Source organism: Streptomyces sp. L2, assembly GCF_004124325.1.
In the GTDB taxonomy this organism is placed as follows: domain Bacteria; phylum Actinomycetota; class Actinomycetes; order Streptomycetales; family Streptomycetaceae; genus Streptomyces.
On the sequence record NZ_QBDT01000001.1, the window covers coordinates 4,846,721 to 4,860,609 of the forward strand.

The 13,889-nt window shown below is 66.8% G+C and carries 7 protein-coding genes and 3 rRNA genes; 5 read left to right on the top strand and 5 right to left on the bottom strand.

What is annotated here, in order from left to right; translation table 11 throughout:
* Positions 1-29: 29 nt before the first annotated feature.
* From DBP14_RS21685 to rrf, 4 genes are all read left to right on the top strand, one after another.
* Positions 30-1,037 carry a stage II sporulation protein M gene (locus tag DBP14_RS21685; protein ID WP_129312008.1) on the top strand — a complete coding sequence of 336 codons (1,008 nt, stop codon included), beginning with the start codon at positions 30-32 and terminating at the stop codon, positions 1,035-1,037.
* 583 nt (positions 1,038-1,620) lie between these two features.
* Positions 1,621-3,148: ribosomal RNA gene (locus DBP14_RS21695) — 16S ribosomal RNA — on the top strand.
* A 287-nt stretch (positions 3,149-3,435) separates the two neighbouring features.
* Positions 3,436-6,573: ribosomal RNA gene (locus DBP14_RS21700) — 23S ribosomal RNA — on the top strand.
* Between the two features lie 91 nt (positions 6,574-6,664).
* Positions 6,665-6,781, top strand: a 5S ribosomal RNA gene (gene rrf, locus DBP14_RS21705).
* The 16S, 23S and 5S rRNA genes sit together here, the layout of an rRNA operon.
* A 102-nt stretch (positions 6,782-6,883) precedes the next feature.
* On the opposite strand, the gene DBP14_RS21710 is transcribed toward rrf, so the two are convergent.
* From DBP14_RS21710 to DBP14_RS36155, 5 genes are read right to left on the bottom strand one after another with little or no spacing between them, the layout of a single operon-like run.
* Complete coding sequence (locus DBP14_RS21710) at positions 6,884-8,194, bottom strand: DUF58 domain-containing protein (RefSeq protein ID WP_129308817.1); 1,311 nt, start codon at positions 8,192-8,194, stop codon at positions 6,884-6,886.
* Positions 8,194-9,183: a MoxR family ATPase gene (locus DBP14_RS21715; RefSeq protein WP_129312009.1), complete on the bottom strand. Its 990-nt coding sequence runs from the start codon at positions 9,181-9,183 to the stop codon at positions 8,194-8,196. Before DBP14_RS21715 ends, DBP14_RS21710 begins: the two co-directional genes overlap by 1 nt.
* Positions 9,183-10,382 (bottom strand): DUF4350 domain-containing protein, encoded by a 1,200-nt coding sequence (locus DBP14_RS21720; RefSeq protein WP_129308818.1) that lies wholly within the window; start codon positions 10,380-10,382, stop codon positions 9,183-9,185. The genes DBP14_RS21715 and DBP14_RS21720 overlap by 1 nt, the downstream gene beginning before the upstream one ends.
* Positions 10,379-11,161, bottom strand: a complete 783-nt coding sequence (locus DBP14_RS21725) for a DUF4129 domain-containing protein (protein WP_129308819.1) — start codon at positions 11,159-11,161, stop codon at positions 10,379-10,381. The genes DBP14_RS21720 and DBP14_RS21725 overlap by 4 nt, the downstream gene beginning before the upstream one ends.
* Positions 11,162-11,165: 4 nt before the next feature.
* A complete protein-coding gene (locus tag DBP14_RS36155; RefSeq protein ID WP_164992384.1) occupies positions 11,166-12,593 on the bottom strand; it encodes a hypothetical protein in 1,428 nt (475 codons plus the stop codon).
* 153 nt (positions 12,594-12,746) lie between these two features.
* On the opposite strand from DBP14_RS36155, the gene mtnA reads away from it, so the two are divergent.
* Entirely contained in the window at positions 12,747-13,889 is a 1,143-nt protein-coding gene (gene mtnA / locus DBP14_RS21740; RefSeq protein ID WP_129308822.1) for an S-methyl-5-thioribose-1-phosphate isomerase, read from the top strand.

Genomic DNA, 13,889 nt, shown 5'->3' on the forward strand with positions numbered 1-13,889 from the left:
CGAAGACAGCCGAGGAGCAGGCAGACCCCATGGACCTGGACGTCTTCGTCTCCGCACACCGAGCCGAATGGGACCGCCTGGACGCCCTGCTCCAGCGGCAGCGCCGGCTCAACGGCGCGGAAGCCGACGAACTCGTCACCCTGTACCAGCGCACCGCGACCCACCTGTCCCTCGTCCAGTCCAGCGCGCCCGACCCGCAGCTCACCGGGCGGCTCAGCCAACTCGTGGCCCGCGCGCGGAGCGCCGTCACCGGCACCCGGCGCGCCTCATGGCGCGACGTGACGCGCTTCCTGGGGCACGGCTTCCCCGCCGCGGTCTACCGCGCGCGCCACTGGTGGGTGCCGACGGCGCTGATATCCACGGCCCTCGCGATCCTCCTGGGCTGGTGGATCGGTGCCCACCCCGAAGTGCAGTCGTCGATCGCCGCGCCCAGCCAGCTGCGCGACCTGACCCGTCCCGGTGGCGAGTACGAGACGTACTACTCCAGCCACCCCGCGGCCTCGTTCGCCGCACAGGTGTGGACGAACAACGCGCGCGCGGCCGCGATGTGCCTCGTCCTCGGCGTCTTCCTGGGGCTGCCCGTCCTCTGGATCCTCTTCGAGAACATCCTCAACCTGGGGGTCGGCTTCGGCCTGATGTCGTCCGCGGGCCGGCTCGACACCTTCCTGGGACTGGTAGTGCCGCACGGCCTGCTCGAACTGACCGCCGTCTTCGTGGCCGCCGGCACGGGCCTGCGACTCGGCTGGACCCTCGTCGATCCCGGTCCGCGCACCCGCCGAACCGCCCTCGCCGAAGAGGGCAGGGCAGCCGTCGGCATGGCCATCGGACTCGCCCTGGTCCTGTTCGTCTCGGGCGCCATCGAAGGCTTCGTCACACCGTCCGGCCTGCCCACCTGGGCCCGCATCAGCATCGGAATCGCCGCCGAGCTGGCTTTCCTGGCCTACGTCTTCGTCCTGGGCGGACGCGCCACCCGCGCCGGCGAGACCGGCGACCTCGCGTCGGCCGAGCGCAGTTCCACCGTGCCGTCGGCCGCCTGATGTGCATCGGGCCGCTGTGAGCTGCTAGTGTCCTCTTCGCCCCACAAGAACCGTTGACACGGATCGAGTGGGGAGGTAGATTCAAACAGTTGCCTAGAACTGGACACGGTCCGGCGGCAATCGCTAGGATCTATCAGCTTCCTAAGAAGCCCTGAATGGCGCTTCGAGAAGCAACCTCCCGATTACTCAGAAATGAGTGGCTGGTCAGACCGGTCAAGAACTTCTGATAAAGTCGGAACCGCCGGAAAGGAAACCGCGAGAGCGGAAACCTGGAAAGCACCGAGGAAATCGGATCGGAAAGATCTGATAGAGTCGGAAACGCAAGACCGAAGGGAAGCGCCCGGAGGAAAGCCGCGAGAGAGTCTCTCGGGTGAGTACAAAGGAAGCGACCGTTCCTTGAGAACTCAACAGCGTGCCAAAAATCAACGCCAGATATGTTGATACCCCGTCTCCGGTCATCACGACCGGGACGAGGTTCCTTTGAAATACACAGCGAGGACGCTGTGAACGGTCGGATCATTCCTCCGACCGTTCCGCTCTCGTGGTGCTCACCGGCTGAATTAATTTTCTGGCCGAGTAAACATTCACGGAGAGTTTGATCCTGGCTCAGGACGAACGCTGGCGGCGTGCTTAACACATGCAAGTCGAACGATGAACCTCCTTCGGGAGGGGATTAGTGGCGAACGGGTGAGTAACACGTGGGCAATCTGCCCTTCACTCTGGGACAAGCCCTGGAAACGGGGTCTAATACCGGATACGAGGTTCGGAGGCATCTTCGAACTTGGAAAGCTCCGGCGGTGAAGGATGAGCCCGCGGCCTATCAGCTTGTTGGTGAGGTAGTGGCTCACCAAGGCGACGACGGGTAGCCGGCCTGAGAGGGCGACCGGCCACACTGGGACTGAGACACGGCCCAGACTCCTACGGGAGGCAGCAGTGGGGAATATTGCACAATGGGCGAAAGCCTGATGCAGCGACGCCGCGTGAGGGATGACGGCCTTCGGGTTGTAAACCTCTTTCAGCAGGGAAGAAGCGAAAGTGACGGTACCTGCAGAAGAAGCGCCGGCTAACTACGTGCCAGCAGCCGCGGTAATACGTAGGGCGCAAGCGTTGTCCGGAATTATTGGGCGTAAAGAGCTCGTAGGCGGCTTGTCACGTCGATTGTGAAAGCCCGAGGCTTAACCTCGGGTCTGCAGTCGATACGGGCTAGCTAGAGTGTGGTAGGGGAGATCGGAATTCCTGGTGTAGCGGTGAAATGCGCAGATATCAGGAGGAACACCGGTGGCGAAGGCGGATCTCTGGGCCATTACTGACGCTGAGGAGCGAAAGCGTGGGGAGCGAACAGGATTAGATACCCTGGTAGTCCACGCCGTAAACGGTGGGAACTAGGTGTTGGCGACATTCCACGTCGTCGGTGCCGCAGCTAACGCATTAAGTTCCCCGCCTGGGGAGTACGGCCGCAAGGCTAAAACTCAAAGGAATTGACGGGGGCCCGCACAAGCGGCGGAGCATGTGGCTTAATTCGACGCAACGCGAAGAACCTTACCAAGGCTTGACATATACCGGAAACATCCAGAGATGGGTGCCCCCTTGTGGTCGGTATACAGGTGGTGCATGGCTGTCGTCAGCTCGTGTCGTGAGATGTTGGGTTAAGTCCCGCAACGAGCGCAACCCTTGTTCTGTGTTGCCAGCATGCCCTTCGGGGTGATGGGGACTCACAGGAGACCGCCGGGGTCAACTCGGAGGAAGGTGGGGACGACGTCAAGTCATCATGCCCCTTATGTCTTGGGCTGCACACGTGCTACAATGGCCGGTACAATGAGCTGCGATACCGTGAGGTGGAGCGAATCTCAAAAAGCCGGTCTCAGTTCGGATTGGGGTCTGCAACTCGACCCCATGAAGTCGGAGTCGCTAGTAATCGCAGATCAGCATTGCTGCGGTGAATACGTTCCCGGGCCTTGTACACACCGCCCGTCACGTCACGAAAGTCGGTAACACCCGAAGCCGGTGGCCCAACCCCTTGTGGGAGGGAGCTGTCGAAGGTGGGACTGGCGATTGGGACGAAGTCGTAACAAGGTAGCCGTACCGGAAGGTGCGGCTGGATCACCTCCTTTCTAAGGAGCACATAGCCGACTGCAAGCAAATGTCTTGCACGGTTGCTCATGGGTGGAACGTTGATTATTCGGCCGGTACCAGGGTCGAAGGCTTGCCAGTACTGCTCTCCGGAGCGTGGAACGCATGATCTTCGGACAGGGACCGGCCGGGCACGCTGTTGGGTATCTGAGGGTACGGCCGAATGCGGCTGCCTTCAGTTGCCGGCCCCGGTGAAGCATCGCGTAAGTGGTGTGTGACGGGTGGCTGGTCGTTGTTTGAGAACTGCACAGTGAACGCGAGCATCTGTGGCCAAGTTTTTAAGGGCGCACGGTGGATGCCTTGGCACCAGGAACCGATGAAGGACGTGGGAGGCCGCGATAGTCCCCGGGGAGTCGTCAACCAGGCTTTGATCCGGGGGTTTCCGAATGGGGAAACCCGGCAGTCGTCATGGGCTGTCACCCACTGCTGAACACATAGGCAGTGTGGAGGGAACGAGGGGAAGTGAAACATCTCAGTACCCTCAGGAAGAGAAAACAACCGTGATTCCGGGAGTAGTGGCGAGCGAAACCGGATGAGGCCAAACCGTATGCGTGTGAGACCCGGCAGGGGTTGCGCGTGCGGGGTTGTGGGATCTCTCTTCTGTCGTCTGCCGGCGGCAGGACGAGTCAGAAACCGTTGATGTAGGCGAAGGACATGCGAAAGGTCCGGCGTAGAGGGTAAGACCCCCGTAGTCGAAACGTCAGCGGCTCGTTTGAGAGACACCCAAGTAGCACGGGGCCCGAGAAATCCCGTGTGAATCTGGCGGGACCACCCGCTAAGCCTAAATATTCCCTGGTGACCGATAGCGGATAGTACCGTGAGGGAATGGTGAAAAGTACCGCGGGAGCGGAGTGAAATAGTACCTGAAACCGTGTGCCTACAAGCCGTGGGAGCGTCGGAATGTGCTTGCACATTCTCGTGACTGCGTGCCTTTTGAAGAATGAGCCTGCGAGTTTGCGGTGTGTTGCGAGGTTAACCCGGGTGGGGAAGCCGTAGCGAAAGCGAGTCCGAACAGGGCGCCGTCTTTAATTAGACACTGAGTAGCACGCTCAAGACCCGAAGCGGAGTGATCTAGCCATGGGCAGGTTGAAGCGGAGGTAAGACTTCGTGGAGGACCGAACCCACCAGGGTTGAAAACCTGGGGGATGACCTGTGGTTAGGGGTGAAAGGCCAATCAAACTCCGTGATAGCTGGTTCTCCCCGAAATGCATTTAGGTGCAGCGTCGTGTGTTTCTTGCCGGAGGTAGAGCACTGGATAGGCGATGGGCCCTACCGGGTTACTGACCTTAGCCAAACTCCGAATGCCGGTAAGTGAGAGCGCGGCAGTGAGACTGTGGGGGATAAGCTCCATGGTCGAGAGGGAAACAGCCCAGAGCATCGACTAAGGCCCCTAAGCGTACGCTAAGTGGGAAAGGATGTGGAGTCGCAGAGACAACCAGGAGGTTGGCTTAGAAGCAGCCACCCTTGAAAGAGTGCGTAATAGCTCACTGGTCTAGTGATTCCGCGCCGACAATGTAGCGGGGCTCAAGCGTACCGCCGAAGTCGTGTCATTGCAGCATATACGCCCAACGGCGGCTGTGATGGGTAGGGGAGCGTCGTCTGCCGGGTGAAGCAGCACCGGAAGGTAGTTGTGGACGGTTGACGAGTGAGAATGCAGGCATGAGTAGCGATACAAACGTGAGAAACGTTTGCGCCGATTGACTAAGGGTTCCTGGGTCAAGCTGATCTGCCCAGGGTAAGTCGGGACCTAAGGCGAGGCCGACAGGCGTAGTCGATGGATAACCGGTTGATATTCCGGTACCCGCTGTGAAGCGTCAAACATCGAGCATCGTGATGCTAAGGCCGTGAAGCCGCCCTTGATCTCTTCGGAGTGATGGGGAGTGGTGGAGCCGCTGAACCAAGCGGTTAGTAGGTGAGTGATGGGGTGACGCAGGAAGGTAGTCCATCCCGGGCGGTGGTTGTCCCGGGGTAAGGGTGTAGGACGGTGTGTAGGCAAATCCGCACATCATTAAGTCTGAGACCTGATGCCGAGCCGATTGTGGTGAAGTGGATGATCCTATGCTGTCGAGAAAAGCCTCTAGCGAGTTTCATGGCGGCCCGTACCCTAAACCGACTCAGGTGGTCAGGTAGAGAATACCGAGGCGTTCGGGTGAACTATGGTTAAGGAACTCGGCAAAATGCCCCCGTAACTTCGGGAGAAGGGGGGCCACATCCGGTGACGAGTCTTGCACTCCGAGCTGGGGGTGGCCGCAGAGACCAGCGAGAAGCGACTGTTTACTAAAAACACAGGTCCGTGCGAAGCCGTAAGGCGATGTATACGGACTGACGCCTGCCCGGTGCTGGAACGTTAAGGGGACCGGTTAGCTCACTTTCGGGTGGGCGAAGCTGAGAACTTAAGCGCCAGTAAACGGCGGTGGTAACTATAACCATCCTAAGGTAGCGAAATTCCTTGTCGGGTAAGTTCCGACCTGCACGAATGGCGTAACGACTTCTCGACTGTCTCAACCATAGGCCCGGTGAAATTGCACTACGAGTAAAGATGCTCGTTTCGCGCAGCAGGACGGAAAGACCCCGGGACCTTTACTACAGTTTGATATTGGTGTTCGGTTCGGCTTGTGTAGGATAGCTGGGAGACTTTGAAGTTCACACGCCAGTGTGGGTGGAGTCGTCGTTGAAATACCAGTCTGGTCGTGCTGGATGTCTAACCTGGGTCCGTGATCCGGATCAGGGACAGTGTCTGATGGGTAGTTTAACTGGGGCGGTTGCCTCCTAAAGGGTAACGGAGGCGCCCAAAGGTTCCCTCAGCCTGGTTGGCAATCAGGTGTTGAGTGTAAGTGCACAAGGGAGCTTGACTGTGAGACCGACGGGTCGAGCAGGGACGAAAGTCGGGACTAGTGATCCGGCGGTGGCTTGTGGAAGCGCCGTCGCTCAACGGATAAAAGGTACCCCGGGGATAACAGGCTGATCTTCCCCAAGAGTCCATATCGACGGGATGGTTTGGCACCTCGATGTCGGCTCGTCGCATCCTGGGGCTGGAGTCGGTCCCAAGGGTTGGGCTGTTCGCCCATTAAAGCGGTACGCGAGCTGGGTTTAGAACGTCGTGAGACAGTTCGGTCCCTATCCGCTGTGCGCGTAGGAGTCTTGAGAAGGGCTGTCCCTAGTACGAGAGGACCGGGACGGACGAACCTCTGGTGTGCCAGTTGTTCTGCCAAGGGCATGGCTGGTTGGCTACGTTCGGGAGGGATAACCGCTGAAAGCATCTAAGCGGGAAGCCTGCTTCGAGATGAGGACTCCCACCCACTTGATGGGGTAAGGCTCCCAGTAGACGACTGGGTTGATAGGCCAGATATGGAAGCACCGTGAGGTGTGGAGTTGACTGGTACTAATAGGCCGAGGGCTTGTCCTCAGACGCTCGCGTTCACTGTGTTGGTTCTGAAACCACGAACAGCCCCATACCCGCACGAGGGTGTGGTGTGGCGTTCACAGTTTCATAGTGTTTCGGTGGTCATAGCGTGAGGGAAACGCCCGGTTACATTCCGAACCCGGAAGCTAAGCCTCACAGCGCCGATGGTACTGCAGGGGGGACCCTGTGGGAGAGTAGGACACCGCCGAACAAACTTTAAGAAAACCCCCGCATCGAAAGATGCGGGGGTTTTCTGCGTTTCAGGGCAGGCCTCCGGGAAAGCCCCCAGGGAGGGGTCGGAGAGGCCGCGAAATCAGAGCCGGCCCGCCGCCTTCAGTGCGAGATAGGCGTCCGCCAACGCGGGTGCCAGGTTCGCCGGCGTCGCGTCCACCACGGTCACCCCATGCCGACGCAACTGTTCGGCGGTCCGGTGCCGTTCCTCCTGTGCCTGTGCCGCGGCAGCCGCCTCGTACACCGCCTCCGCGTCGCCACGGGCCCGCGCCATGCGAGCGACGTGTGGATCGGCGACCGCGGCCAGCAGAACGGTGTGGCGCTGCGTGAGCTGCGGCAGCACCGGCAGCAGGCCCTCCTCGACCGGGGCCGCGTCCAGTGTCGTCAGCAGGACGATCAGGGAGCGTCGAGGGGCCGTACGGACGGCGGTGGCCGTGAGACCACGGGCGTCGGTCTCGACCAACTCGGGTTCCAGCGTGGCCATCGCGGTGACGAGGGACGGCAGTACGTCTCCGGCGGAGCGGCCCTGGACGAGAGCCCGTACCCGGCGGTCGTAGGCGAGCAGGTCCACGCGGTCGCCCGCGCGGGAGGCCAGTGCCGCGAGGAGCAGGGCCGCGTCCAGCGAGGCGTCCAGGCGGGGGACGTCGCCCACGCGGCCGGCCGACGTGCGGCCGGTGTCCAGGACCAGGAGGATGTGGCGGTCCCGTTCCGGGCGCCAGGTGCGGACCGCGACCGTGGAGTGGCGGGCGGTGGCACGCCAGTCGATGGAACGAGTGTCGTCGCCGGGGACGTACTCGCGCAGGCTGTCGAACTCGGTTCCCTCGCCGCGGGTCAGCACGGACGTGCGGCCGTCGAGTTCACGCAATCGTGCGAGTTTCGACGGCAGGTGCTTCCGGCTCGTGAACGGGGGCAGAACTCTCACCGTCCAGGGCACGCGGTGGGTGCCCTGGCGGGAGAACAGGCCGAGAGGGCCGTAGGAGCGGATGGTGACGCGGTCGGCGACACGGTCGCCGCGGCGCGTGGGCCGCAGGCGGGTCGTGACCCGGCGGCGCTCCCCCGGGGGCACGGTGAGGCGGTGCCGGGAGGCCTCGATCTCCGTGCCGGGCTGCCAGCTGCTGGGCGGCCAGGCGTCCCGCAGCTGCGCCTTGAGCGGGCGGCGGGAGGGGTTGGCGACCGTGAGGGTGACGTCGGCGGTCTCGTCGAGACGGGTGGAGGTGTCACCGGAGCGGTTCAGGACGAGGTGTCGTACGGGCGCCGCGAGTGCGAAGTCGCAGGCGCAGGCCAGGGCCACGGAACCGTTGACGGCGAGGATGCCCGCCCAGCCGGGTTCCAGGATGCCGACGGGGAGCGAGCCGAGGGCCGCGATGAGGGCGGCGCGACCGGTGAGGGCCATCAGCGGGGCACCGGTACGTGGGCCAGGATGGCGTTGATGACGGAGTCCGCGGTGACGCCCTCCATCTCGGCCTCGGGGCGGAGTTGGATCCGGTGGCGCAGTGTCGGCAGGGCGAGCGCCTTCACGTCGTCGGGGATGACGTAGTCGCGGCCCGTGAGCCAGGCCCAGGCGCGTGACGTGGCGAGGAGGGCGGTGGCGCCGCGCGGGGACACGCCCAGGCTGAGGGACGGCGATTCGCGGGTGGCGCGGCAGATGTCGACGACGTAGGCCGTGATCTCGGGGGAGACGGTCGTCTTGGCGACGGCGGCGCGGGCCGCTTCGAGGTCGGCGGGACCGGCGACGGGGCGTACGCCGGCGGAGTGCAGGTCGCGCGGGTTGAAGCCGGCGGCGTGGCGGGTGAGGACGTCGATCTCGTCCTGGCGTGAGGGCAGCGGGACCGTCAGTTTCACGAGGAAACGGTCCAGTTGGGCTTCGGGGAGGGGGTAGGTGCCCTCGTACTCGACGGGGTTCTGCGTCGCGGCGACGAGGAACGGCTCGGGGAGCAGGCGCGGGGTGCCGTCGACCGTGACCTGGCGTTCCTCCATGGCTTCCAGGAGGGCGGACTGGGTCTTGGGCGGGGTGCGGTTGATCTCGTCGGCGAGGAGGAGGTTGGTGAAGACCGGGCCCGGCTGGAAGGAGAACTCGGCGGTGCGGGTGTCGTAGACGAGGGAGCCGGTGATGTCGCTCGGCATCAGGTCCGGGGTGAACTGGACGCGTTTGGTGTCGAGTTCGAGCGCGGACGCGAGGGCGCGGACGAGCAACGTTTTGGCGACTCCGGGGACTCCTTCAAGGAGAACGTGTCCGCGGCAGAGGAGGGCGACGACGAGGCCGGTTACGGCGGGGTCCTGGCCGACCACGGCTTTGGCGATCTCGGCGCGCAGGGCTTCCAGCGAGGCGCGGGCGGTGCCCGCGTCCCCGGTCCGCCCGGCGTTGTCAGTGGTCGGGTCCATCATGAACGGCGTACCTCTCTTTCGAGGGCGTCGAGTTGGTCGGTGAGTGCGATGAGGGCCGCGTCGTCGCCGGGCGGCGGTCCGAAGAGGAGGGATTGCAGGGTCTGTCCGTCGCTGTGGAGGTGGGCGGACAGAGCGGGGAGCAGGGCTTCGGGCGCGTGCGCCTGGCTGACGGGTACTCCGACGAGGGGGGCGAGGCGCGTGCGGGTGGTGGAGCGCAGAGCGGCGGCCGCGCGGTCGCGGGCGCTCGCCTTGCGGTAGAGGCGGGCGCGGCCTTCGACGGTTTCGGAGGCGCGGATCGCGACGGGGAGTTTCTCGGGTACGAGGGGGCCGAGTCGGCGTGCCCGCCAGAAGGCGGCGAGGGCGGCGGCGATGAACAGCTGGAGTGTGCCCCAGAGCCAGCCGGAGGGGATGAGGTCGAGGAAGCTTTCGCGGTCGCCGGTGTCGGCGGCGGAGGAGGCGTCGGAGAGCGAGGGGAGGTACCAGACCAGATGGGGGCGCGAGCCGAGGAGTTGAAGGGCGAGCGAGGCGTTGCCCTGTTTGTCGAGGCGGTTGTTGAAGAGGATGTCGGGCGCGCCGAGGACGACGGTGTCGCCCCCGGAGGCCGCGGGGACCCGGATCAGTCCGGCGAGGCGCTGGCTGGGGTAGCAGGAGTCGGCGTCCAGGCGGACGGTGGTGTAGCGGATCCCGCCGGTGTCGGCGGTGCCCGCCCGCTGTGCCTCGGGCAGGGTGCAGTCGGGTGCGAGTGCCGAGCCGAAGCTGGTCGCGGGGTCCGCGGTGACGCCGGGGGCGAGCCGTTCGACGGACCAGCTGCCGGCCGCGACGAGGACGGTGCGCCCTCCGGAGGAGGCGGTCGCGGCGTGCAGCCGGTTCTGCTGGCGGTGCGTGAGCCGGTCGGGGACGGCGACGAGGAGGGTGGTGTCCGGGCCGGCCGCGGCTCGCGCCGCGCCGAGGGTGGTGACCACGCGCGTGGAGACCCCCCGGTCGGCGAGGAGTTCGGCGACGGCGCGGCTGCCGTAGGGGTCGGCGGAGCGCGGGTCGAGTTCGCCGTGTCGGGCGGTGGAGCGGACGGCGGCCATGGCGACGGCGGCGGCGAGGATCAGCACGACGGCGAGGACGATGCCCCGGGTGCGGGTCCAGATCTGGCGGGGGGTGGCGGAGACCGAGGTGGTCGGCGGCGTGGTGGTGCCCGTGGTCATCCGGCGGCCCCCTGGCGGGTGCTGTGGGCCGTGCTGCTGATGGTCTGCGCGAGGATCGGCCTGGTGCGTTCCAGGGCGCGGTCGAGTTCGGCGACGCGCTGGTACGACTCCTGGCTCGCCCTGCGTCCGCCGTATGTGACGTCGTCGAAGTGCCGGGCCGCCGCGTGCAGCCGGTCGGCGTGCGAGGTGAGGGTGCGGCCGGCTTCGGCGGCCGCCTCGTCGGCGGTGCGGCCGGGGTGGATGTCGAGCAGGGTCCGCTCCTCCAGGGAGCGGACGATGGCCCGCACGCGTTCCTGGACGGCTTGGTTCCAGTGGCCCTGGGCGGCGTGTGCCTCGGCGGCCGCGCGGTGCTCGGCGGCGCTGCGCGGCCGGTCGTCGAAGAGGGCCGCGGACGAGGTGGGCCGGCGCCGTGGTGTGCCCAGGCGCCACCAGAGGGCGGCAGCGACGGCGAGGACGCACAGGACCACGACGACGAGGCCGAGCGTGCCGCCGGGGGTCGCGGACGACGCGGAGTCGAACAGCGGCCTGAGCCAGTCCCAGAATGCCTTCAGCGCGCGCTGGATCCAGCTCGGGTCGTTCTCGTGGTACATCCGTTTGGACAGTTCGCGCCGCGCCGCCTCACGCGCGGGATCCCGGTCGATGGTCACGGGCGGTCCGTCGCCGGAGCCGCTCAGTGCGAGCAGCGCCGTGTCCGGGGCGCGCAGCAGGTGCCGTGCGGCCGTGGTGACGGCACCGGGCAGGGCCGGCGCCGTGCTGAGAACTCCCCCCGTCAGGCTCACCCCGTCAGCTCCCCGGTACGGCGCCGGGGGCGGGGGCGCCGTAGTCCTGGACGCCGGCGGCGCGGGCCAGTTCGAGGTCGAGGGCCTCGCGGCGGATGCGCTGGTCGATGTAGAGGAGCACGGTGACGCCCGCGTTGACGGGCATCGTGACCATGGCGCCGATGACCGAGCCGATGCCGCTGATGACGAGGAACGTCCAGCCGACGTGTCCGGGGGTGGTGCTCAGGAAGGCCTGCATGCCGTCACCGCTGACCACGGCGGCGAGGATGACGAAGGGCAGTCCGACGAGCGAGGCCATGATGTTGGCGATGATCCCGGCGAGCAGCTGGATGCCGAGGACGCGCCACCAGGAGCCGCTCACGAGCTTGGTGGAGCGGCTCATCGACTTCCGGATGCCCTGCTTCTCCAGCATGAGCGCGGGGGAGGCGAGGGAGAAGCGGATCATCAGCCAGAGCAGCACGGGGACGGCCGCGAGGACGCCGAGGACGATCAGCGCGATGCTGAGGCCGGTGTTGCCGCCGGTGACGGCGACGAGGATGCCGGGCAGGGTGGCGCCGGCCACCACGCCGACCGAGATGAGTCCGAGCAGCAGGAGCAGCCCGAACAGTCCGGGGACCTGGGGGCGGGCGTCGCGCCATGCCTGGCCGGCGGTGATCTGCTTGCCGAGGACGGCACGGCTGGTGACGGTCGTCAGCAGGGCGGTGGCGACGATGGTGCCGATCACCGAGACCAGGGCGACGACGCCGGTGCCGGCCATCAGTTCGGCGAAGGCCCGGCCGACCTCGCCCGCGGTGGCGCTGGGGTCGTCGAAGGCGGCGGTGGTCTCGGTGTCGTTCAGGACGAGGCCCTGCAGCAGGATCACGGCGATCTGGGTGACCAGCGCGACGCTGAGGGAGATGCCGAGGACCGTGCGCCAGTAGGTGCGCATGGTGGAGACGGCGCCGTCGAGGATCTCGCCGACGCCGAGCGGGCGCAGTGGGATGACGCCGGGCTTGGCGGCGGGCGGGGGGCCTCCCCAGCCGCCGCCCCAGGCTCCGTAGCCGCCGGGGACGCCGTAACCACCCGGGCCGCCGGGTCCCCCCGGGCCGTGGCCTCCGGGGCCGCCGGGAGCGCCGTAGCCGCCCGCGCCCGGGTAGCCGGCCGGGCCGCCGGGCTGCGGGCCGCCCCAGCCCGGGCCGGGCGGTGGGGGCGGCGGTGCCTGGCCGGGGCTCGGGGGGCCCGTGGGGGCGGACCACTGTCCGGCCGGCGGCTGCTCGGCGGACCACTTCGCGCCTGGTGCCTGCGGCTGTGCGCCCGGCTGCGCGGCGGGTTCCGCCGGGGCGTCGGGGCCGGGGCGGTCGGCGGCGGGGTCGGCGGGGGCGGACGCGCCGGGTTCCCGCCCGTCGGACGACGGGGCGGATCCGGGCGAGGCCCAGCCCGGAGTGTCAGTCATCGAAGCTCCTTCACGGTGCCCGTCCGCGGTCGCGGCGGCAGGTTGGCAGCCATCGTGCCATGGGGTGCCGACAGGGCGACCTGCCGCGGTAGGGGCCGGACGCCTTCACGGGACGCCTTCAATTGTCCGGCGGAAAGAGGGCAGACTGATCGCATGGCTGATCAGCAGGCGCGAACCGGCGGTGACAGGCGGCCGGGAGAGATACCGGTGATCCGATGGGAGGAACCGCCCGAGGGCCCCGTACTGGTCCTCCTCGACCAGACGCGGCTCCCCGCCGAGGAGAGCGAGCTGGTGTGCACGGACGCGCCCGCCCTGGTGGAGGCGATCCGTTCGCTTGCCGTCCGGGGGGCGCCGCTGCTCGGCATCGCCGGGGCGTACGGCGTCGCGCTCGCCGCCGCTCGGGGCTATGACGTCGACGAGGCGGCGCAGGCGCTGGAGGCCGCCCGGCCGACCGCGGTAAACCTGTCCGTCGGCGTGCGCCGGGCCCGGGAGGCGTACCGGGCCGCGCTCGCCGGGACCGGTGACGCCGCCGGCGCGGCCGAGGCGGCCCTGGGTGCCGCGCGTGCCCTGCACCGCCAGGACGCCGAGGCCAGCGCCCGGATGGCCGCCCACGGCCTGGCGCTGCTGGACGAGCTGCTGCCCGGTGGCGGGCACCGCGTTCTCACGCACTGCAACACCGGATCGCTGGTGTCGGGCGGGGAGGGTACGGCGTTCGCGGTGGCGCTGGCCGCGCACCGGGCGGGGCGGCTGCGGAGGCTGTGGGTGGACGAAACGCGTCCGTTGCTGCAAGGTGCTCGCCTGACGGCGTACGAAGCGGCCCGCAACGGAATGGCGTACACCTTGCTCACTGACAACGCGGCGGGATCGCTGTTCGCGGCGGGGGAGGTGGACGCGGTGCTGATCGGGGCGGACCGGATCGCGGCCGACGGCTCGGTGGCGAACAAGGTGGGGAGCTATCCGCTCGCGGTGCTCGCGCGGTACCACCATGTGCCGTTCATCGTGGTGGCGCCGGTGACGACGGTGGACCCGGGCACCCCGGACGGGGCGTCCGTCGAGGTCGAGCAGCGTCCCGGCTTCGAAGTGACGGAGATCACTGCGCCACAGGCGCAGGCGACGGGAGCGGGAGGCGGGATCGCGGTGGCACCCCTGGGAACCCAGGCGTACAACCCGGCGTTCGACGTGACGCCGCCCGAGCTGGTGACGGCCGTCGTCACCGAAGAAGGAGCCGTTTCACCAGTGACGGCCGAGGCTCTGGCCGAGCTGTGTGCCAGGTCACGCCAGGTAACGATTAGCTAA

Coding starts and splice junctions, on each gene's coding strand:
- DBP14_RS36155 (WP_164992384.1), bottom strand. CDS start 12,593: ATGACTGACACTCCGGGCTGGGCCTCGCCCGGATCCGCCCCGTCGTCC.
- DBP14_RS21715 (WP_129312009.1), bottom strand. CDS start 9,183: ATGGACCCGACCACTGACAACGCCGGGCGGACCGGGGACGCGGGCACC.
- mtnA (WP_129308822.1), top strand. CDS start 12,747: ATGGCTGATCAGCAGGCGCGAACCGGCGGTGACAGGCGGCCGGGAGAG.
- DBP14_RS21710 (WP_129308817.1), bottom strand. CDS start 8,194: ATGGCCCTCACCGGTCGCGCCGCCCTCATCGCGGCCCTCGGCTCGCTC.
- DBP14_RS21720 (WP_129308818.1), bottom strand. CDS start 10,382: ATGACCACGGGCACCACCACGCCGCCGACCACCTCGGTCTCCGCCACC.
- DBP14_RS21685 (WP_129312008.1), top strand. CDS start 30: ATGGACCTGGACGTCTTCGTCTCCGCACACCGAGCCGAATGGGACCGC.